Source organism: Bifidobacterium sp. B4111, from assembly GCF_026537235.1.
In the GTDB taxonomy this organism is placed as follows: domain Bacteria; phylum Actinomycetota; class Actinomycetes; order Actinomycetales; family Bifidobacteriaceae; genus Bombiscardovia.
Genome location: NZ_JAFNMO010000001.1, coordinates 561468 through 582519, shown reverse-complemented (window position 1 = coordinate 582519; position 21052 = coordinate 561468). Strand labels below are relative to the sequence as shown.

Here is a 21052-nt window from a genome sequence, read left to right as displayed (position 1 = left end):
TACTAGTTTTGTTGGACCGGTGCGTTGCCCGTCGGCGTTCCCTGATCCGAGGACTTGGGCAGCCCCCAGGCCAGGTCGTCCAGAAGGGTGTCCACCCAGGCGGTCATGGCCGCCGAATCCATGGGGCCCGAACCCAGCGACCCCGCAAATGGCGCGGGAACCATCAGTGTCTGCGTCACCGGTCGATACTGGCTGCCCTTGTAGATGCGAGCAATCCTGGCCTGGAGGGAGTCGGGCATGGCCACAGGCCTGATCCGCACTCTGGAGCCCTGGGAGGCGATCTCCGCTATGCCCGTCGAACGAGCCTTGGCCCGAAGCCGGGCCACAGCGAAAAGGGTGTCGAACTGGGCCGGCGGACGCCCATACCGATCGGTCAGTTCCTCGTGCAGGTCGCGCAGATCCTGCTCGTTGCGGGCCGAGGCCAGCTTGCGGTAGGCCTCAAGACGCAACTTGTCCGAGTCTATGTAGTCGACTGGAATGGAGGCCTCCAGGGGCAGGTCGATGCTGACGGTGACAGGTTCGGTCCGTCCGGGTTCCTTGTACTCCTCCACCGCCTCGGAGACCATACGCACGTAAAGGTCGAAGCCGACCCCTTCGATGTGGCCGGACTGCTCGTCTCCCAGCAGGTTGCCGGTGCCGCGCAGCTCCAGGTCCTTCATGGCCACGTCGTAGCCGGAACCCAGCGCCGTGTTCTGGGCGATGGTGGCTAGCCGGTCGTGGGCGGTCTGGGTCATGGGCCTGCTGGGGTCATAGAGGAAGTAGGCGTAAGCCCGTTCCCGACCTCGTCCCACCCGGCCCCGCAGCTGGTGAAGCTGGGAGAGCCCGAAACGGTCGGCCCGGTCCACGATCAGCGTGTTGGCGTTGGGAATATCCAGGCCGGTCTCGACGATGGTGGTGCAGACCAGCACATCGATGTCCCGGTGCCAGAAGTCGCGGATGACCCCGTCCAGCTGCTTCTCCCCCATCTTGCCGTGGGCCACGCCCACCTTGGCCTCGGGGACCAGGGTCTGCACCTTGGCCGAGACCTTGCCGATGTCCTCGACCCGGTTGTGTATGTAGAAGATCTGTCCCCCGCGCAGGAGTTCGCGGCGAATGGCTGCGGTCACCTGGGCGTCCTCGTAGGCACCCACATAGGTAAGCACCGGCAGACGGTCCTCGGGGGGCGTAGCAAGGGTGGACATCTCCCGGATGCCGGTCACCGCCATCTCCAGGGTGCGAGGGATTGGCGTAGCCGACAGGGACAGGACGTCCACATTGGTCCGCATAGCCTTGAGGGTCTCCTTGGCCTCCACGCCGAAGCGCTGCTCCTCGTCCACGATCATCAGACCCAGATCCTTGAAGCGGATGCGGGGGTTGAGCAGCTTGTGGGTGCCGATGACCACGTCCACGGCCCCACTGGCCAGGCCCTCCATGGTGGCCTGGTTCTCCTTGGCGGTCTGGAAGCGGCTCATGGCGGCCACGTCCACCGGGAAGCCCTCGAAGCGCTCGGTGAAGGTCTGGTAGTGCTGCTGAACCAGCAGGGTCGTGGGCACCAGAACCACCACCTGCTTGCCATCCTGAACAGCCTTGAAGGCGGCACGAATGGCTACCTCGGTCTTGCCGAAGCCCACATCCCCGCAGATCAGGCGGTCCATGGGCACTGGCTTCTCCATGTCAGCCTTGACATCGTCGATAGCGGTCAGCTGGTCGGGCGTCTCCTGGTAGGGGAAGGCATCCTCCAGCTCTTTCTGCCAGGGGGTGTCAGGACTGAAGGCGAAGCCCTTGGTGCGCTGCCGGGCCGAGTAGAGCTTGACCAGGCCCTGGGCGATCTTGTGAACATGCTTGCGGGCCTTGGCCTTGGTGGCCGACCAGTCGGATCCGCCCAGCTTGTTGAGCCTCGGAACCTCGGCGCCGATGTAGCGGCTGACCTGATCCAACTGGTCGGCCGGCACGAAGAGCTTGTCTGGCGGGGCGTTGCGCTTGGAGGGTGCGTACTCCAGGACCAGATACTCCCGGCTGCCCTTGCTGGGACCTACGCCCACGCTGCGCTGGCGCATGCCCAGGAAGCGGCCGATGCCGTGCTGATCGTGGACCACGTAGTCGCCGGGCTTGAGCTCATCCAGGTCGATGGCCTTGCGCCGGCGGTTGGAGGTCTTGCTGCCGGCGGCCACACTGGTGCGCCCCGTCAGGTCGCGCTCGGTCAGCAGGGCCAGATGGGCGGACTGGTCCACGAAACCGTCCACAGCCAGGGAGCGGTGGTACTCCAAGCCGGTGATGCCTGTGGTCTGCACGGCCCGACGCAGACGACTCAGCGTCCCCTGGGCCGGAGCGGTGACCACGACCCGGTCGCCTCGCTCCAACAGGGAGGCGATGCCTGAGGCGGCCCGATCCTCGTCTCCGCGGTACTGGTCCGGTGCCAGGGCATCCAGACGCTCAGCCCCTTCCTGGTCCGGATCCACCGACAGGTCGGTCAGCTTCCAGACCTCCCCCTTGCGGTATTCCAGGGATGAGATGACCTCGTCGTAGTCCAGGAAGCTGGCACTGTCGAAGCTGATGGGCGCGCCCGAGCCCTGCCCGGAGGCTGCCACATGCCAGCTGGCGGCCAGGAACTCGTTGGCGGTCTTGACCAGGTCCTGGGCGGAGCGGGCCAGCAGCTGTGGTTCCGACAGCAGAACCAGAGCGTCCTCGGGCAGCATGGACCCTACCGGCACCAGATCGTCGACCAGGGCAGGCAGGAGGGATTCCATGCCTTCTACCGGAATGGCCTGGGCGATCGACTCCAGCATGTCGTCGGCGTTGGGGATGCTCCCGATCAGGGAGCGGGCACGGGTTCGGACCTGGTCAGTCAGCTGCAGCTCGCGGCAGGGCGGCGCCCAGATCCGGTCCAGCTCTGGGCCGTAGGTGCGCTGGTCGGAGGCGTGGAAGCTGCGGATAGTGTCCACCTCGTCTCCGAAGAACTCGATGCGCACCGGATGGGCCATAGTGGGGACGAAAACATCCAGAATGCCGCCTCGGACGGCGAACTGGCCGCGCTCCATGACCAGATCCACACGGGTGTAAGCGTTGCGGACCAGAGCTTCGACTGCCTGGTCCAAAGGCATGTCCTGGCCGCGCAGGAAGACCAGGGGCTCGACATCCTGCAGACCCTTGACCACCGGCTGCAGGAGGGAGCGCACAGGCATGACCAGGATGCGGATGGGGCCGAAATCAGGGTCATCCTCTACCGGGTGGACCAGCCGCCTGAAGACGGCCATCCGCGAGGCCACGGTGTCTGCCCGGGGTGAGAGCCGCTCGTGAGGCAGGGTCTCCCAGGAGCGCAGCAGGGCCACATCACGCGGGTCGCCCTCATACCAGGAGCGGATGGCGCCGGTCATCTCCTGGGCGTCACGCTCGGAGGGGACCACCAGGACGACCGGGCCACGTCCGGCCGCTGCGGCGACCAGGGCTGGTCTGATCCCCTGGGGAGCCTGGACCATGAGGGAGGTGTCGGTGTCAGCCGCAGGCTGGGAGTCTCCATGGACCAATCTATTGAAAGCAGCATCCGCCTGCAGGGCGTCCAGGAGGGGACGCAGGGACCCGTTCAGCGATTCCTGGGGCTCCGCATTCTTGCTGGCCCCCTGCCCTGTCTGGGTATGCTCATCGACCATTGAACTGCTCCTGAGCCTGGCTGAGACCCTTGATGATCACGGTTTCCGCGGCATCCGCGCCGTCGGCCAGGAACTCGGGCAGACGCTTGCGCTGATCGCCGACAAAGGTGCCCAGAACCCAGTCCACAGTGCGGCGGTGGGCATCGGGACCTCTCCGGGCATGCCCTACACCCATGCGGACCCGGGCGTAGGCATTGCTGCCCAGGGAGCGGTCTATGGAACGGATGCCGTTGTGCCCGCCAGAGGACCCGCCAGTCTTGACCTTGATCCGGCCGAATTCCAAGTCCATATCGTCATGGATGACCACTACCCGGCCAACTGGTATGTGGTAATAAGAGCAGATGGAGGCCAGGGCATCGCCGGAGTCGTTCATGAAGGTCAACGGCTTGGCCAGGAAGAAGGGTGTGCGGCGTCCGTCAAGATCCAGGGTGCCACGGCCCAGCTGGGCCAGACCTTTGTGGTCGCGCAGGTTGACCGACCAGCGTTCAGCCAGCAGATCGGCGCACATGAAGCCCATGTTGTGCCTGGTGCCCTTGTACTCGTCACCCGGGTTGCCCAGTCCGGCTATCAGCCAGAAATCGGATGCCATGTAGGTGATACCTCCTGCTCTCAAACGGGACGGTGAGATTCTACACAGGCTCCCCGACCCCGTTTCGCTCAAGGGACAGGCTCCAGTAGGAGACGTCATGCAGGACGAACCGGTCCCAGGCGGCCTGGGGCAGGAGGCCGAAGCGGCTGAATCCGAAGCGGTGCAGCAGGGCCTTGGAGGCCGTATTGTCATCGAAGATGATGGCCACGGCCAGACGCATGCCCACCTGCTGGGCGCGCTCCAGAAGCGAATAAACCATCAGGACGCCCAGGCCGCGTCCACGGCTGCCACGATCCACGTAATAGCTCAGCTCGCAGGTCTCCTGGTAGCCGGGCCGATCGTAGTAGGCCGACAGGGAGCCGAAGGCCAGCACCTTGCTCTCCTGCTCCAGAACCAGGACCGGATGGCCCTGGTCAGGATCGTGGTCCAGCCACCATTGCAGGCGCTGATCCAGGCTGACCGGGGCCGTATCCGCCGTGGAACCGCCATCCATGACGGCCTGGTTGTAGATGGCGGTGACCGCCTCCAGGTCCCCGCGGCGGCAGAGCCGGATGCGCCGGGTGGCGCTCACCTGTTGCCACCCTCCTGGTCGGAGGCTTCCTTGAGGGCTTCGCGCAGACGGTTCTGCGCCTCGCCGTAGGCGCTGAAGTCGCCCTTCTTCAGGGCGGCATCGCCGTCACTCATGGCCTGGTTGGCCTTGTCCAAGGCCTGTTTCAGGGCCTGTCCTGCTGTGGCCGACGCCCCACCGGAGCCGGCGGTCTTATCCGGGGCTTTACCGGATTGGTCGCTCTGATCAGCATCAGATTTGGTGCGTCCGGTGTTGTCGGCATCGCCGGCCGACGCACCCGAGTTGCCCTGGAAGGTCTTGTCAAGAGCAGCATCCAGTGTGGCCGAGGAAGAGACCTTGTCTCCGAAGGCCACCAAAACCCGCTTGAGCAGGGGGAAGCTGGTGGCGCCGCTGGACTGGACGTAGACCGGCTGGATGTAGATCAGTCCGCCGCCTATGGGCAGGGTCAGCAGGTTGCCACGTTTGACCTTGGTGGACCCGGACTGGAGCAGGTTGAGCTCGGTGGAGACCGCGGCATCCGAGTTGAAGTTGTTCTGAGCCTGCCCTGGGCCGGGCACATTGGAATTCTTGGGCAGCTCCATCAGCCGGATGGTCCCGTAGTCCGGGCCTATCACCCCCTTGGTCGACCCGGCGTCGGAATCCACAGACAGGAACCCGGTCAGAATCTCCCTGGTGGAGGTGCCTGCGGGGATGAAGGTGGAGGTCAGCGAGAAGGCGGGCTTGTCAGTCCCCGGCGTCTGCAGGGTCAGATAGTAGGGAGGCTGCTTGACCCCGGCCTTCTGCTCCTTGCTGGTTCCGGTCGGATCCACGGGGGTCTGCCAGAAGTCTTCGCCAGAGAAGAACTGGCTGGCCGAGTTGACGTGGTACTGGGACAGGAGCTGGCGCTGCACCTTGAACAGGCTCTCCGGGTAACGCATGTGGCTCATCAGGTCGCCCGAGATGGATGAGAGCGGCTTGAACTGGCCGGGGAAGACCTTCTGCCAAGCCTTGAGCACCGGATCCTTGGCATCCCAGGCATAGAGGTCCACCGAGCCGTCATAGGCATCGACCGTGGCCTTGACGGAATTGCGGATGTAGTTGGCCTTCTGGGAACCCAGGCCCTTGACGGCCTCCGAGCTCAGGGTGGTCGTGTCCTGGGTGATGGGACCCAGATCCACCTTCTGGGAGTAGGGGTAGGCATCAGAGGTGGTGTAGCCGTCGACGATCCACTTGACCCGTCCATCAACCACAGCCGGATAGACGCGTCCGTCCAGGGTCAGATAGGGGGCGATCTGGGCCACGCGCTCCTTGGGCGAGCGGTTGTAGAGGATCTGCGAGTCGGGCGTGACGCGGTCCGAGAAGAGGATCTGGTCGGATCCAAATCGGATGGCGTAGAGGACCCGGGCCAGGAAGTTGCCCACCGAGGGGCCGCCGTTGCCCTTGAAGGTGTTGGTGGCTCCCTTGGAGCCGGTGGGATAGTCGAATTCCCAGCCTGAGGAGCCCTGGGGCGCGCCGACGATGGAGTACTCGGGCGCGTTGGGCGAGAAGTAGATTCGCGGCTCGTAGTGCTGGCTGCTTGTCAGCTTGCCCCTGGTGGGGATGTCCTGCTCGAAGAACTCGGGCTGCCCGTCCGGGGTGACCTTGTTGCCGTAGGCGGCCACAATGCCGTAGCCGTGGGTGAAGACCGTGTGGTCGTTGACCCAGTTGCGGTTGTCGTTGCCCTCCAGGTCCAGCTCGCGAGCGCCGATGACCGTATCCTGGCTGACCCCGTCGATGTCGTACTTGTCGACGGCCAGGGTGTCCTCGAAGGTGTAGTACTGCTTGGACTGTTGCAGCTGCCGGAAGGTGGGCGAAACCACCTGGGGATCCAGCAGACGAATCTGTGCGGTGGTCTCTGCATCCCGGGAAAGGGCGCCTGACTGGACCTCGGTGGTGGCGTCATAGGCCTCGGTCTTCAGCCTGTCCAGCCCATAGGCCTGGGCGGTGGCGGTGATGTTGCGCTGGATGTAGGCGGACTCCATCTCCTGAGCGTTGGGGTTGACCCGGAAGCGCTGGACCAGTGCCGGCCAGAAGACGGTCAGCAGCAGGGACAGCACAATGGTGACGGCCACAGCCAGGACGGGAACCCGCCACTGCTTGACGGCCGACCCCAGCGATCCTGCATGGACACGGCCGGGTTCCAGGGTGGGCGAGCGCAGAATCCAGACAGCCAGGATAATGCCCAGCAGGGCCATGACCACGGCCATAATCAGGGTCACGGGAATGGCCGCCTTGACCGAGGTGTAGGAGGCGCCGGTGATCCGATCGCCCTCCTCGGTCAGCCTGCCGAAGACGCCCAAGGCCGTATCGCCGGCCCATACCAGCATGAACAGGACCAGCCAGACGGCTACCTGCCTGCGGGCGGCACGGGTCATCTCCAGAATGCCGCGGCCCTGCACGGGCATGGTCAGCCGGATCCCGCCCATGAGGAAGTTGGTGACCAGGCTGAAGACCGTGGCCGCCAGCAGCATCATCAGCAGGGAGGAGACCAGCAGCCGCAGCCCGGGCAGGATGAAGACATAAAAGCCGTTATCCAAGCCGAACTGGGGATCGCGCACCCCGAAGGACTGGGCGTTGAAGAGCAGGAGCACCTGCTTCCAGTCGGCGTTGAACTGGAAGCCAAAGAAAACACCGACGACCAGGGAGACCACCGCGGCCACCTTAAGCGCCTTGCGTGAAGAGACCCCCTTGCCGACTTCGATCAGATCGCCCCTGACCCTGATGGTGGACCCGTCGGGCGAATCGGGACGGCTGCGGATGGCCAGGAAGGCCGAGAACAGGGTCACCGCGGCCAGCAGCAGGGCGTAGGCCAGCCACAGGCCCACCTTGATACCCAGCTGGGTCCAGACAATCCGTGCCGCCCCCAACTGGGAGAACCACATGACATCGGTGATGAAGCGACTGAGCCCGAACAGGAGCAGGAGGACGACCAGGACGACAGCGACAACCACGGCCAGAATCCGCATGCCCCGGGAAGGTCCGTTACTGTCCTTCTTGCGGGAGGTCAGCCGGGGGTCACCTGGTCCGGCGAAGCGGAAACGGGGCGTGCTGCCGCCCCCTTGGCCGGGACCCTCCCCATCGGTCTGCACATGCAGGATGACCGGGTCGTCGTCATTGCGACGCCGGCCTGGTCCGCCTGGACCGCCCTCAGGGTCGAACATGGAACCGAAGAAATCAAAGAATGACATGTACCTACCCTACATGAGACGGCGGTCTTGAATGGCTTGCCGGTAGACCTCCTCCACCTGATCGGCCACGGTGGTCACGTCGTAGCGGTCCAAGAGCGCCAGCTGGTCATGGCGCACATTTCGCCTCCAGGAGGGGTCCCCCAGAGCCTGAACGATTCGCCGGGCCAGCAGTTCGGGGGTGTTGGGCGAGTCGACAGTCACCAGAGCCCGCTCATCACCCATCAGGGTGGACCGGTAGCCGGGATTGTCCCCGGCCAGCACCGGAGCCGTGCCCGAGGCGATTGCCTCCAGCAGGACGATACCGAAGGACTCGCCCCTGGTGGAGGGAAAGACGGTCAGATCGGATGAGGCCAGCAGGGCGGGCTTGTCCTTCTCATCCACAAAGCCGGGGAAGGCCACCGGGGTGCGCAGGGCTGCAGCCTTTCGACGGCAGTCCTCCAGTAGCGGCCCCTTGCCGGCCATGGTCACATGCAGGCCTTCGGGCAGGATGCCGGTCCGCTCCCCCGCCTGGAGGGCTGACAGCAGGATCCCCGCCCCCTTGCGGGCCACGAACCGCCCCAGGAAGACCAGATGCGGCCCCTGGCCGTGCAGGCGCGCCACCTCCTGGTCGCCAGCGGCCTGACGGGCCCGGCGCAGGGCAGCCACGTCCACAGGGTTGGCCACCACCCTGCTGGGCGCGTCGGCAGTCTGCCGGGCATAGCTGGCCGCCACAGGCGAGACCGCTATGACTCTGTCGATGCGCCTATGGGTCCTGCGGTTGATCAACCCCAGCAGCCGGCCGCCCAGCAGCTGCAGATTCCCCGTGGGGGCGATGTGGTAGGTGGCCACCAGGGCCGTTGCCGGGTCTGCGGCCCGGATGACCCGACCGGCAAGGAAGGGGCTGTAGGGGGCCTGGACGTGCAGCAGGTCGAAGTGTTCGGCCTCCAGGACCCGGCGGATGGGCGCCTTGGGAGCTGGCAGCGGTATGCGCATCCTGTTGCCGTTGAAGGAGACCATGACGTTGCGGGACAGGGAGTGGACTCCGTCAACCGGCGGATGGGCGGTCTGCCCGACCAGATACTGGATCCTATGGCCCCGCCTGCACAGCTCCCGTCCCAGGGTCAGAATGTGCTGCTGGACCCCGTCAAGCACATCCAGGGTGTCATCGAAGACGAACCCGATGCTGAGCGTCACTGAGCGTCCTGGCCTGCTCCGGGCTCGGTGCCTGCGGCCAGCCGACGACCCTTCAGGGCCAGGGCCACCAGGTGCCGGTCGGCGGCCTCGCGCGCCTGCTGCTCGTCGTTGCCCGACTCCAGATTATCCACATATATGGTCTCCACCTGGGCGACCTGGCAGTACTTGAGGAAGGTCTGCCGACGGAGCTGGTTGTCCAGGGCCTCACCGATGCCGCTGGACTGGTACCATTCCTTTTCCCCGCCGGTCAGCATGATCAGCTCCACCCGACGTCCGGCCAAGGCTCCGGGGGTTCCATCAACGTTATAGGCGAAGCCCCGGCAGATGACCCGATCGATGAAGCCTTTCATGATGGCCGGCATGCTGTACCAGTAGACAGGGAAGACCAGGGCCAGCACGTCCGCATCCTTGATGCGTTCCTGCATGGCCTGAACATCCTCGGGCATAGGGCCCAGGCCCAGGTAGTGGGTCCTGTCCTCCATGCCGAAGACGGGATTGAACCCCTCGGCGCAAAGGTCGATCAACTCGGTGCGAGCCCCGCCCTCGGCCGCCCCGTCCAGCAGGGCATTGCCCGCCGCATCGGTCAGACTCTTGGGTTCGGGGTTGGCCGTGACTGCCACGATCTTCATAGGGATTCGCTCCTTACATTCAAGTTCGTGCCTGCACTGACTGCGTGCAGACCCTGTCATTGTCAGTCCTGGCAAGGACGGCAACGCTGGTTTGGCAAATGCTTGACACTGCTCTTGGTGCCATCTATGTTATTGGGTGGTCGGTAGGTGAAGCTACCGCATGGACAAGGCATGCTGCCGCAAAGTGGTGGAGACACCCCGCGCAGGTCAACAGTCCCCGTCGGATCAAGGCAGGGACTAATGCAGGGCCAAATACCATGCGAAGCCGAAGCTTGAACGATGACAATGGTCGGCTCATGGCCGATCGCCACGCCGTCTTCGAGGCTGCCGACAGGGATGTTCCGCACCTTGGAGGGAGGCCATCGTGAATGCTGTCGCACTGCCAGGAATGCTCCGTTCTCCGCTGAACGACGACCGCAGCCAGGCATCGCGCTCCACCCGTATATGGACGGGCCTGGCCGTAGCCATAGGCGCGCTGGTCCTGCTGGGGGCCCTGGCCTATCTGCTGCCAGCCTTGGGTGCCCCCATCGGTCCTGCAGGCGTACCCTCGCACGTCTCCACCGACCCGGCCAACCTGCCCTACTACGCGCTGCGCTCCCTCTTCCGCATGTTCGCGGCTCTGATCGTCTCCCTGGTCTTCGCCTTCCTCTACGGACTGGCCGCCGCGCGCTCCCGCCGCCTGGGCGCCGTGCTCATCCCCCTGCTGGACATCCTGCAGTCGGTGCCCGTCCTGGGCTTCCTGTCGGCCACCATCTCCATCTGGCTGGTCCTCTTCCCCGGGTCCATCATGGGCGTGGAGGCGGCCTCCATCTTCGCCATCTTCACCAGCCAGGCCTGGAACATGGCCTTCTCCTTCTATAACTCCTTGACCAGCGAGCCCGCCGACCTGGACGAAGCGGTGAGGCTGATGCGCCTGACCCGCTGGCAGCGCTTCTGGAAGCTGGACGTGCCCAACGCCATGATCCCCCTGCTCTGGAACTGCATGATGAGCATGGGCGGCGGTTGGTTCTTCCTGACCGCCTCCGAGATGATCTCGGTCAACAACAGGACCCTTGCCCTGCCCGGCATCGGCTCCTTCGTGGAGGAGGCCACCGCCGAGCAGGACCTGGGCAAGGTGGGGATGGCCATCCTGACCATGATCGTGGTGGTCCTATTGATTGACTTCCTGCTCTGGAAGCCGCTGACCGCCTGGGCCGAGAAGTTCCGCTACACCAGCAGCCAGTCAAGCGAGCCCCGGCACAGCCTGGTACTGACGGTCATCCGTCTGTCCGGGGTCAAGGACCTCTTGGGTCTGGTGGGCCATCCCCTGACTGACTTGCTGGACCGGATCACCCGCCCCATGGGCCGAACCGGGGCGCGTTGGAGCCGGAGCGGCGGACGCAGGCATGCAGGCGACCTGTTCTGGTGGGCCTGCCTGGCCTCGATTGGCCTGTGGGGACTCTGGCAACTGGACCGTCTGGTCATCCGCCCTCTGGGCCTGGGCGAGGTCGGGCACGTCTTCCAGCTGGGTCTGCTGACCTTCCTGCGAGTGCTGATCCTGATGGTGGCCTGCACGATCGTATGGGTCCCGATAGGCGCTCTGATCGGCATGAATCCGCGCATCTCCCGCTACCTGCAGCCCATGGTGCAGATCCTGGCCTCCTTCCCGGCCAACTTCATCTTCCCCTTCGTCACCATGATCTTCATCATCTGGCGAATCGACATCAACTGGGGCAGCATCCTGCTCATGGCCCTGGGCACCCAGTGGTACATCCTCTTCAATGTCATCGCCGGGGCCTCGGCCATCCCCGACGACCTGCTGGAGATGTCGCGCAGCCTGGGCCAGAACCGCTGGCAACGATGGAAGACCCTGATCCTGCCGGCCCTGTTCGACTCCTGGTGCACCGGCGGCATTACAGCGGCCGGCGGAGCCTGGAATGCCTCCATCGTCTCCGAGGTGGTCTCCTACGGCAAGACCGCACTGACGGCCCGGGGCCTTGGAGCCTACATCGCCCAGGTGACCGCCACTGGAGACACCCCCCGCATCATCCTGGGGGTGGCCGTCATGAGCGTCTTCGTGGTCCTGGCCGACCGGTTCTTCTGGTCTCCCCTGCAATCACTGGCACAACGGCGCTATTCCCTGACATGAGAAGTCTGAGAGGTTCGACAATGACCAAGATCAATTCCAACGGGATCATCACGGCCGAGCACGTGACCAAGACCTACCAGTCCGACAAGGGCGCGGAACTGACTGTCCTCGACAACATCGACTTCACTCTGCACGAGGGCGAGGTGGTGGCCATCCTGGGCCGCTCAGGCGCCGGCAAGTCCACCCTGCTGCGCATTCTGGCCGGCTTGGTACCGGCCAGCAAGGGCAGCGTCGAATACCGGGGCAGGCAGCTGGACGGGCCCAACCCCGGCGTGGCCCTGGTCTTCCAGAGCTTCGCCCTGATGCCCTGGCTGACCGTCAAGAACAACGTTGAGCTGGGTCTGCAGGCCCGGGGGGTGCCCAGGAAAAAGCGCGAGAGCCTTTCCCTGGCCGCCATCGACGCCATCGGCCTGGACGGCTTCGAAAGCGCCTACCCCAAGGAGCTTTCCGGTGGCATGCGACAGCGCGTGGGCATCGCCCGGGCCCTGGTCCTCAAGCCAGACGCCCTCTTCATGGATGAGCCCTTCTCGGCCCTGGACGTGCTGACAGCCGAGAATCTGCGGCAGGAGGTCCTCAAGGTCTGGTCGGAGGAGGCAGGCAGCGTCAAGTCGGTGCTGATCGTCACCCATAACATTGAGGAGGCCGTAGAGATGGCCGACCGGGTTCTGGTCCTGGACTCGCATCCCGGCCGGGTCATCGCAGACGTGCCCATCCATCTGGACAGGCCTCGGGACAAGCAGTCCGACCTCTTCCAGTCCTGCGTGGACTACCTCTATTCGATCCTCACCGGCCGGCGTGACAGCGAGGACATCCGCCGCCGTCTACAGACCAAGGTGCGCAACCGTCAGGCCGTGCGGGACTCGGTACGGGACGAGGACATCACTGAACGCAACCTGCCCGACGCCACACCCGGCGGCCTGGCCGGCCTGGCCGACGTCATGGTCAACCAGCCCAACGGCATGGACCTGGCCGACCTGGCCGCCAAGCTCTCCTTCGAGGTGGACGACCTCTTCCCGCTGATCGATGCCGGACTCATGCTGGGCATCTTCCAGGCCGACAACGGGCACGTCAGCCTGACCGACCAGGGCCGAGCCTGGAACGACGCGGACATCCTGGAGAGCAAGGAGATGTTTTCCCGAATGCTGATGGCTCATGTTCCGCTGATCCGCATCATCGACCGGGCCCTGAAGAACAGCGACGACAAGAGCCTGCACGGCTCCCTGATTCTGGACCTGCTGAGAGCCCACCACTCGGACAAGGAGGCCGTCCAGCAGTTCGACACGGCCATAACCTGGGGTCGATACGGGGAGCTCTTTGACTACGATGCCGACGACGACCGGCTGACCCTGGACCCGGAGAACCACACCGAGTGAGCAGTCACGACAGCTGTGGCGGCTGCGGTCCCCTTGTTCTCCTAGAATGAGCCTCGGGCGATGGAACCCGCCCGGGGCTAGAGCCCCGAACTGCAAACTGCTGATAGTTCCTGCACCATGATTCGACGCCCCCGTCTGCGGGCCGGGTGCAGGCGCATGCCGTTCAGCCCCACCCTGCGGACGTTGATCCGTCGGGAACCGAGACTTTCAATGACCAAACCCCCTACTGGACCTGATATGGCCACAACCCTGGCGGTGATGCTGGGCGGAGCACTGGGCACCGGCTGCCGGTACGCCTTGAGCCTCCTGCCGGGCCAGAGCGGCCCACTGCATCCGGGAACCCTCCTGGCCAATCTGATCGCCTGCGCAGGCTATGCCCTGCTGACCGCCTTCCTGGCCGGGCTGCCAAAAAGCGCACATGCACGCCGAAGGCAGCTGGCCAACAAGGGCCTGGGCATGGGTCTGTGCGGAGGCCTGTCGACCATGTCCACCCTCTCGCTGGAACTGGTCCAGGGCCTGTCGGGCGGTCAAGCTCAGGCAACGGTTGCCTACCTGCTGGTCTCCTTTGCCGGTGGCCTCCTGGTTTCCTGGGCCATGGCCGCGCTGGGAGCGCAACTCGCTGCACACATCCAGGCAGGTGGGCGATGACCATTACATTTACATTGCTGATCTGCCTGTGCGGCGGCCTGGGGGCCACACTGCGCTACCTGCTGGACACCCTGGTCAAGGCCCGCTGGAAGGTGGACCTGCCCCTGTCAACCATGATCATCAACCTGCTGGCCGGATTGGCTGCAGGGCTGGTGGCCGCCCTTGCCGCCTTCCACGGACTGCCTGCCTGGGGGCGGCTGCTGCTGGCCACAGGACTGCTGGGCGGCTTCTCCACTTTCTCGACAGCAGTCAACGAAGTGTTGGCCCTGGCTGGGCAGAGGCGACATCTGGAAGCCCTGGGCTATTTAGCGGCATCGATCTTCCTGCCGCCTCTGTTGACGGCCCTGGGCTTCCTGCTGGCCGGACCAGGCATGTAGCAGAGACCCAGCCAGCAAGAAAGGTGTTCGAGAATCAGGCACGAGCCGACTCGGGACGACCCTGGGCGGAGTCGGCAGCAATCCCCAGCCGGTCGTCATGCCGACGCCACCAGGCGGACAGCACCGAACCGGAGATGTTGTGCCAGACGCTGAAGAAAGTGGACGGGATGGCCACAATCGGGTCGGCGGCGAAGGCCTGCAGGGCCAGGGTCGCGCCCAGTCCTGAATCCTGCATGCCCACCTCGAAGGTGATGGCCTTCTGCTGGGCGTAGCGGAACCCCTTCGGGTAGATGCGGTACATGAGCCGGCTGAAGAGGAAGCCCAGCCCGTACCCGCACAGGTTGTGGAGCATGACCACCGGCAGGACCAGGGCGGTGGCGGCGGTGAAGAGCTTGGCGTGGTTGACGGAGACGACCACGCCGATGATGACCAGGATGGCGATCTGCGAGACTGCCGGCAGAGCCACGGTCACCTTCTGCACCTTTTCCTTGAATAAGGCGTGGACGGCCAGGCCCAGGGCGATAGGGATCAGCACAACCTCAAGGGCGGTCAGGAAGAGCTGCTTGGTAGGGATGGCCACATACAGGCTGGCCAGCAGGTTCATCAGCATGGGGATCATGAAGGGCGCACACAGGGTGGAGAGCAGGCCTATTGACACGTCCAGGGCCACATCGCCGCGCGACAGATAGGACATGACGTTGGAGGAGGTCCCCGAGGGGCAGCAGCCCACCAGGATGACTCCCACGGCGATCATGCCGTCCAAGCGGAAGATGCGGCAGAGCAGCACGGCCAACAGGGGCATGATCAGGTAGTGGGCCACGGTGCCGACGATGACCATGAGCGGCATTTTGATGATTCGCTTGAAATCGTCCAGGCTCAGGGTCAGCCCCATACCGAAGAGGATAATGCTCAGGAAGTAGTTGGTGTAGCTGCGGGCCCAAATGCTCATCTGCGGGACGAAGAAATTCATGGCGGCCCAGGCTAGGACCACCAGGATGAACCACTTAGTCAACCAGTCACTGAACCGCTGCACCTTTTGCATTATTCCTGACCACTTCCTCTCGATAGCTCTCTCTGTGGTAGGGCAAAGTTAGAAAACCGAGGGCAGGCACGACGGCGAATGGTCACATTTTGGACGCAGCTGTTCCGGCACCGACTGGATTCACTTGACCAGGACGGGCGTGCCGGTGGGCACGGACTGCATGATCCATCGAGCGTCGGGCACCGTCAGTCGGATGCAGCCGTGGGAGCCAGGGCGGATGCCCAGCATATCGGCCTCCTCCTTGATGTATCCGCCCTTGGAATCGGTGGGAACCGAATGGAAGAGGAAGACCCCGTGGTTCAGAAAACTGGTGTAGTAGCGGGCGCCCATCCCCTCGCCGGGATTGTAGAAGTGGTCGCCGCGCTCGGCCTGGATGCGGAAGCTACCCCTGGGCGTGGAGTCATCCATGCCCGTCGAGGCGTACATGGAGTAGAGCAGTTCAGACCCGTCGCGCACATAGACCCGCTGGTCCTGAAGGCTGACCTCCAAGGATAGGCCAGGATGGGCTGCAGGATCCGGGTAATCAACCTGCTCGGAAGGCTTGAGCCAATCGACAGGATGAGCGGAAGTAGCAGCAGGGTCTGGCTTCTGCTGCTTTGTCTGATTCTTTGTGGTTGATGAAGAGGAGGAGGCAGATTTGCCGGGATGATGTGCCTTGGGGAATCGTCTGACCGAAACGGTGGATGTGCTCGAAGCGCTCGCAGCTGTGGTTCGTTCCGCATGAGCCGCATCCACCGGCTGGAACAGGTTGACGATCAGGACTGTCAGCAACAGCGTCAGCAGGGCGCTTGTCACTACCACAGGCGTGCGGCGGACAGGGTCCAGCAACCAACGGAGCATGGCGAGCGCACGCCGCTTAAGGCGTTCGCCATCCAATCCCCAGACAGCCATGTCCTTCCCCTTCGTCGCCATTGAACGAACCTGTATGCACAGTTCATTGTAATGGCAGACGAAACCGGGAGAGACTCAGCCTTTCAGCACCTGCCTGGCCCAGTCCTCCAGCAGGTCACAAACCAAGGCGTTCTGCTCGATCTGCACATTATGGCCGGCCCGATCCAGCACCGAGTAGGAGGCTCGAGGGAAGCGGCAGGCCAGGTCGAACTGGTCCAGGTAGCCCACACGGTCGTCCTGGCGTCCACAGACAAAGAGCACAGGGGCCATGAATCCGGACCAGACCTGGTCGAAGTCCATATCCAGCTGATAGTGCCCCTCCATTCGAGCCACCGTATCGGCATCGGCAGAACGAATACCGGGCATGATGGTCCGTTGGTAGGCCTCCAGGTGCTTCCGGGACTCCACCACGGCCATCTGCCGGTAGGCATGCCTGGTGAACTCGTCCACGTCGGCCAGTCCCTGGTCGTCCCGGATCAGCACCTGACGTGGGGGCAGGCGCCTGTGGGCGGTCACAGGGTCGACCACCGAGGAGAGCAGGGCCATCCCCCGGCAGCGCTCCAGTCGACCGGCGGCGGCATGACGGCTGAGCAGCCCGCCCATGGAGTTGCCCACCAAGGCGAAAGGGCCACCGCCACTGAAAATGTCCACCTGGTCATTCAGCCACCGGGCCAGACCGTCCAGGTCGAGGATGGACGGGTCGGGCGGCGTGCGGCCGAAGCCGGGCTGGTCCAGATAGATCCGCTCGAAGCCGCCCACCCGCTCGAATACGGGATCCAGGTCGTCGAAGATGTGGTGGTCCACACCGGACCCATGCGCAAAGATCAGCGGCAGCCCACGACCCCGGCGAATGGCGAACCCTGGCTTGGCGCTCACTTCTTGGAACCGGAGGGTATGCCGGTCTTGAACTCTACGATGTCGCCGTCCTGCATGACGTAGTCCTTGCCCTCAAGGCGCATCTTGCCCTCCTCGCGCACCTTGGCGTAGGAGCCGTCGGCGGCCACGAAGTCGTCGTAGGAGACCACCTCGGCCTTGATGAAACCCTTCTCGAAGTCGGTGTGGATGACACCGGCAGCCTGCGGGGCGGTCCAGCCCTGGTGGATCTGCCAAGCGCGCACCTCTTTGACCCCGGCGGTCAGGAAGGTCTGCAGGCCAAGAATGTCGAAGCCCACCCGGGCCAACTGGTCCAGGCCGGACTCCGTAAGCCCGGCATCGGTCAGCATCTCGCGGGCGTCCGCCTCGTCAAGCTCGGTCAGCTCGGACTCGAACTGGGCGTTGAGGAAGATGGCAGGCGCGGGAGCCACGGAGTCGGCCAGCTGCTTCTTCAAGTCCTCGTTCTGCAGCTCGTCGTCGTCCACGTTGAAGACGTATATGAATGGCTTGGCGGTCATCAGATGCAGGTCGTAGAGCTCGTCCTTGTCGATGTCACCGGCCTTGGCCGCCTGGTCGATGGTGCGACCCTGGCCCAAAATCTCCTTGGCCTTGCGGACGGTGTCCAGGTAGGCAGGCTTGATCTTGCCCCCGCGCTGGTCCTTCTCCAGCTTGGGCAGGGCCTTGTCGATGGTCTGCATGTCGGCCAGGATCAGTTCGGTGTTGATGGTGTCGATGTCGTCGGCCGGATCCACCTTGCCGTTGACGTGGACGATATCGTCGTCATTGAAGGCGCGTACCACCTCGCAGATGGCGTCGGCCTCGCGGATGTTGGCCAGGAACTGGTTGCCGAGCCCCTCCCCCTCCGAGGCCCCCTTGACGATGCCGGCGATGTCCACGAAGGTGACCGTGGCGGGCACAATCTTGTCTGTGTGGACCAACTTAGCCAAGACGGGCAGCCGGTCGTCGGGCAGGGGCACGATGCCGGTGTTGGGCTCGATGGTGGCGAAAGGGTAGTTCTCCGCCAAAACGTTGTTGCGGGTGAGGGCGTTGAAGAGTGTGGACTTGCCGACGTTGGGCAGCCCGACGATTCCTATGGTTAACGACATATCCACCAGTCTATTGCCCGGACTGCCCCCGGCGTGGCTCCCCTCAGGACGGCAGGCTCAGTCGCCGCGCTCCACCGCATCGATGGCTTCGATGACCGCTCCACGGAAGCCGTGCTTCTCCAAGGAGGCGACCCCCTTGATGGTGGTTCCGCCCGGCGAGCAGACCGCGTCCTTCATGGCCCCGGGGTTGGTGCCGGTGGACATGTAGAGGGCTCCTGTCCCCTCCACCATTCGCGCCGCCAGCCGGTAGGCCGCCTGCCTGGGCAGCCCATGCTCCACCCCGGCATCGGCCAAGGCCTCCATGTACATGGCCGTGTAGGCGGGCGCGCATCCGGCGATGGTCGTGCCCACCGAGACCAGCTCCCGGGGCAGCCGCTCGATCATGGCCACCGGGTCGAAGACCCGGGTAAAGAGCTCCCGCTGCTGGTCGGTCAGGGTGTCGCCCTCCTGGGTGATCAGAATCCCTTGCCCTACTGAAATGGGGGTGTTGGGAACGGCGCAGATCAGGTGGGTGCCCTCCGCCAGAATGTCGGCATAGTCCTCAAGGGTCATGCCGCCCACCACCGAGAGGACCATGCGATCCGGGTCAGCCAGCTCATGGCGGATAGGCTCGCAGACCTGGGCCACCTGCCCCGGTTTGACGGCCAGAACCACCAGGTCGGCGGCCGCAGCCACCTCGGTGCCTGAGTGCATGGGCCGCACACCCAGCTGCGCCGCACGCCCCACCAGCCGGTCATAGTGGGCTGCGCAGGCCACAATCCGGCCGCCGGGCAGCACACCAGCGTCGACCAGCCCCTGGGCCATGGCCTGGGCCATGTTGCCGTATCCGATGAATCCGAGAGTCAATGAGTCCGTGTTCATGCCCTCAAGTCTAGCCGCGCGCCGGGAAGAGCCCCTCCAGATCGCCGCGCCCCAGGGCCAGCCGGTAGAGGTGGGCGAAGACCCTGTCCCCGTGCAGGCCGTCGTGCTCGAACTCGTTGGTCACCCAGGCATGGGCGTGGCCCACGCGCGAGAGAGTGTCCAGCTGGAGCTCGGAGGGCACATAAAGGTCGTCGGCATAGACCGCGGCCTGCAGGGGAACCTGATTGTCGGCCAGGCGCTCGGGATCGTACAGGTGACCCCAGGAACCCTCCTCCATGAGCAGGCTGACCGCCGGGCCGAAGGGGCGCAGGGCCGCCTCCTGCTCGAACATCCAGGGGAAGATCGCCTCCCCGGTGAACATGAGCGGGCGGGCAGCGGTGTCGAATTCGGGGCGGGTGTCGCGCACCCGCTGCCCTGCCCAGCGCAGGGGGCCGCAGTTCCCGTCGGCGTAGATGAACTCCTGCAGGGGCCAGTAGATCGGGCTGACCGAGGTGGCCGCCCGCACCCCCTCCAGGAAAGTCTGCGAGAGGGTGGCCCGGGAGCTGCTAGCACTGGAAACGGGCAGGCTGCCGTCGCCATCCAGGAAGGCCGTGTCCAGCAGCCAGTGAAGGCGCTCGAACCCGCCGCTCTTGCCCAGGTCCGCGCCCAGAGTCTGCAGCCGCTCCACACTCAGGGGGTCGCCGCCGGGCAGGACCACATCGCCCTGGGCCAGCCGGTCGGCAATAGCTGCCACACGGTCTTGATCCCCCGGATAGCGCTGGTAGAAAGCCTGGGACCGTTGGGCCATTTTGGCGAATGTGTGGGAGAAGAGCTCATAGGCATCCGTGGGGATGTGCGGCACGCCCCCGGCAGTGAAAGCCGCAGCAAGCCCTTGCGGGAAGTTCGACAGGTAGGCCAGGGTCAGGAAGCCGCCGAAACTCTGTCCAAGGGCCACCCAGGGACGGCCGGCGAAGACCGTACGACGCAGGTGCTCGAAGTCCCGGATGATGGAGTCCGCCAGAAAATGCTTCAGATAGTCGGCCTGGGCCCGGGGCTCGCCTAGGGAGGCCATGGTGGAGCCGTCGATGGCGCTGGACCGGCCTGTACCCCGCTGGTCGGGCAGGACAATGCGGAAGTGGCGTAAAGCCTCGGCCATCCACCCGTCGGCAGTGGCGTTCAGCGGCCGTGGGGCGCCCGAGCCGGGTCCGCCCTGCAGGTAGACCAGCAGCGGCAGGTCGTCGTGGATGTGCTCGGGTGCGCAGACCACGCGGTAGAAGCAGCGGATGACCGCCTGGTCCGAATGGTCTTCGGCTCGCCAGACGCCAGGTTCACTGCCCGCCCAGTCCAAGGGAACGGGGATGGACCCCTCCCGAACGTAGAGTCCCGGCAGATAGTATCCCTGGTTGGTCATGCGCTGGCTCCTTTCTTTGAGATCAGTCGGGTTCATTGTCTCCGGGCGGTTGGACCTGGCTTGTGTGTTGTTGGCGGGCTGGGTGGTAGGGTGAAAGGCGGGGGACGTCGAGAAGACGACTGGCTTGCGTCAGGATTCGTGCAATCTGTTGCACGGACTGACGTTGAGCAATGGGTGGCTTTCCGACAGACAGAACTTTATTCGGTAAGCGGTTCTGATTCCGCTTGGTGTTTGGTGAAGGGATTTTGGTTTCATGCATCTGGTTTCCCGTCTGCGTCGCATCCTGGCGATGATGACCGTCCTGATCAGCCTGCTGGCAGGCTTGGGCGTCGCATCCGCCCAGGCGGACGCTCCCATACTCACCGGGGGGGGGGGGTCGTCAGACCCCTCGCGTAGCTAACCAAACCCCCGGCACTCTCCCCAGCAACGCAACCAGCACACCACTACCCAAACCATCACCGCTGACACCTTCCTCACCATTAAGCACCACCACACCAAACCCGGACACCCCGTCATCGCCGACAAGCAGCCCAGGCAACACAGGATCCGCTTCAACCAAGCCATCCGATAAG

The 21052-nt window shown here is 64.6% G+C and carries 17 protein-coding genes and 2 riboswitches; of the genes, 5 read left to right on the top strand and 12 right to left on the bottom strand.

The annotated features are described in order from the left end of the window. Positions 1–2: 2 nt before the first annotated feature. The 6 genes from mfd to J3T93_RS02655 are packed head-to-tail and all read right to left on the bottom strand — an operon-like array spanning position 3 to position 9791. A complete protein-coding gene (mfd, locus tag J3T93_RS02680; protein WP_267430435.1) occupies positions 3–3626 on the bottom strand; it encodes a transcription-repair coupling factor in 3624 nt (1207 codons plus the stop codon). Then, on the bottom strand, positions 3616–4215 hold the full coding sequence (gene pth / locus J3T93_RS02675; protein WP_267430434.1) for an aminoacyl-tRNA hydrolase: 600 nt from the start codon (positions 4213–4215) through the stop codon (positions 3616–3618). Before pth ends, mfd begins: the two co-directional genes overlap by 11 nt. A 40-nt stretch (positions 4216–4255) precedes the next feature. Next, positions 4256–4786, bottom strand: a complete 531-nt coding sequence (locus J3T93_RS02670; RefSeq protein ID WP_267430433.1) for a GNAT family N-acetyltransferase — start codon at positions 4784–4786, stop codon at positions 4256–4258. Beyond that, positions 4783–7989 carry a UPF0182 family protein gene (locus J3T93_RS02665; RefSeq protein WP_267430432.1) on the bottom strand — a complete coding sequence of 1069 codons (3207 nt, stop codon included), beginning with the start codon at positions 7987–7989 and terminating at the stop codon, positions 4783–4785. Before J3T93_RS02665 ends, J3T93_RS02670 begins: the two co-directional genes overlap by 4 nt. A gap of 9 nt (positions 7990–7998) precedes the next feature. Next, positions 7999–9162: a glycosyltransferase family 4 protein gene (locus J3T93_RS02660; RefSeq protein ID WP_267430431.1), complete on the bottom strand. Its 1164-nt coding sequence runs from the start codon at positions 9160–9162 to the stop codon at positions 7999–8001. Continuing rightward, positions 9159–9791, bottom strand: coding sequence for an NAD(P)H-dependent oxidoreductase (locus tag J3T93_RS02655; RefSeq protein WP_267430430.1), 633 nt, complete (start codon positions 9789–9791; stop codon positions 9159–9161). The genes J3T93_RS02660 and J3T93_RS02655 overlap by 4 nt, the downstream gene beginning before the upstream one ends. Positions 9792–9923: 132 nt before the next feature. Further along, positions 9924–10082: riboswitch (M-box (ykoK) riboswitch) on the top strand. Positions 10083–10179: 97 nt separating this feature from the next. Between J3T93_RS02655 and J3T93_RS02650 the strand changes: the two genes are divergently transcribed. From J3T93_RS02650 to J3T93_RS02635, 4 genes are all read left to right on the top strand, one after another. Further along, on the top strand, positions 10180–11919 hold the full coding sequence (locus tag J3T93_RS02650) for an ABC transporter permease (RefSeq protein WP_267430608.1): 1740 nt from the start codon (positions 10180–10182) through the stop codon (positions 11917–11919). A gap of 20 nt (positions 11920–11939) precedes the next feature. Continuing rightward, positions 11940–13292: a nitrate/sulfonate/bicarbonate ABC transporter ATP-binding protein gene (locus J3T93_RS02645; protein WP_416378814.1), complete on the top strand. Its 1353-nt coding sequence runs from the start codon at positions 11940–11942 to the stop codon at positions 13290–13292. A 47-nt stretch (positions 13293–13339) separates the two neighbouring features. Continuing rightward, a riboswitch (Fluoride riboswitch) is annotated at positions 13340–13412 on the top strand. A gap of 117 nt (positions 13413–13529) precedes the next feature. Next, positions 13530–13940: a FluC/FEX family fluoride channel gene (locus tag J3T93_RS02640; RefSeq protein ID WP_267430428.1), complete on the top strand. Its 411-nt coding sequence runs from the start codon at positions 13530–13532 to the stop codon at positions 13938–13940. Beyond that, positions 13937–14317 (top strand): fluoride efflux transporter FluC, encoded by a 381-nt coding sequence (locus J3T93_RS02635; RefSeq protein ID WP_267430427.1) that lies wholly within the window; start codon positions 13937–13939, stop codon positions 14315–14317. Before J3T93_RS02640 ends, J3T93_RS02635 begins: the two co-directional genes overlap by 4 nt. A 34-nt stretch (positions 14318–14351) precedes the next feature. Here the strand turns inward: J3T93_RS02635 and J3T93_RS02630 are convergent, their stop codons facing one another. From J3T93_RS02630 to J3T93_RS02605, 6 genes are all read right to left on the bottom strand, one after another. After that, positions 14352–15359, bottom strand: a complete 1008-nt coding sequence (locus J3T93_RS02630; RefSeq protein WP_267430426.1) for a bile acid:sodium symporter family protein — start codon at positions 15357–15359, stop codon at positions 14352–14354. Positions 15360–15479: 120 nt separating this feature from the next. Next, the gene (locus tag J3T93_RS02625) at positions 15480–16271 is read right to left on the bottom strand and encodes a L,D-transpeptidase (protein ID WP_267430425.1); all 792 of its coding nucleotides are present in this window, start codon (positions 16269–16271) and stop codon (positions 15480–15482) included. A gap of 54 nt (positions 16272–16325) precedes the next feature. Next, positions 16326–17126, bottom strand: coding sequence for an alpha/beta fold hydrolase (locus tag J3T93_RS02620; protein ID WP_267430424.1), 801 nt, complete (start codon positions 17124–17126; stop codon positions 16326–16328). Further along, positions 17123–18229 carry a redox-regulated ATPase YchF gene (gene ychF / locus J3T93_RS02615; RefSeq protein ID WP_254477376.1) on the bottom strand — a complete coding sequence of 369 codons (1107 nt, stop codon included), beginning with the start codon at positions 18227–18229 and terminating at the stop codon, positions 17123–17125. The genes J3T93_RS02620 and ychF overlap by 4 nt, the downstream gene beginning before the upstream one ends. A gap of 57 nt (positions 18230–18286) precedes the next feature. Next, on the bottom strand, positions 18287–19090 hold the full coding sequence (gene proC / locus J3T93_RS02610) for a pyrroline-5-carboxylate reductase (RefSeq protein WP_267430423.1): 804 nt from the start codon (positions 19088–19090) through the stop codon (positions 18287–18289). A gap of 10 nt (positions 19091–19100) precedes the next feature. Continuing rightward, complete coding sequence (locus J3T93_RS02605; RefSeq protein ID WP_267430422.1) at positions 19101–20480, bottom strand: alpha/beta fold hydrolase; 1380 nt, start codon at positions 20478–20480, stop codon at positions 19101–19103. A 253-nt stretch (positions 20481–20733) separates the two neighbouring features. Between J3T93_RS02605 and J3T93_RS02600 the strand changes: the two genes are divergently transcribed. Beyond that, a complete protein-coding gene (locus J3T93_RS02600) occupies positions 20734–20880 on the top strand; it encodes a hypothetical protein (protein WP_229131636.1) in 147 nt (48 codons plus the stop codon). Positions 20881–21052 lie beyond the last annotated feature (172 nt).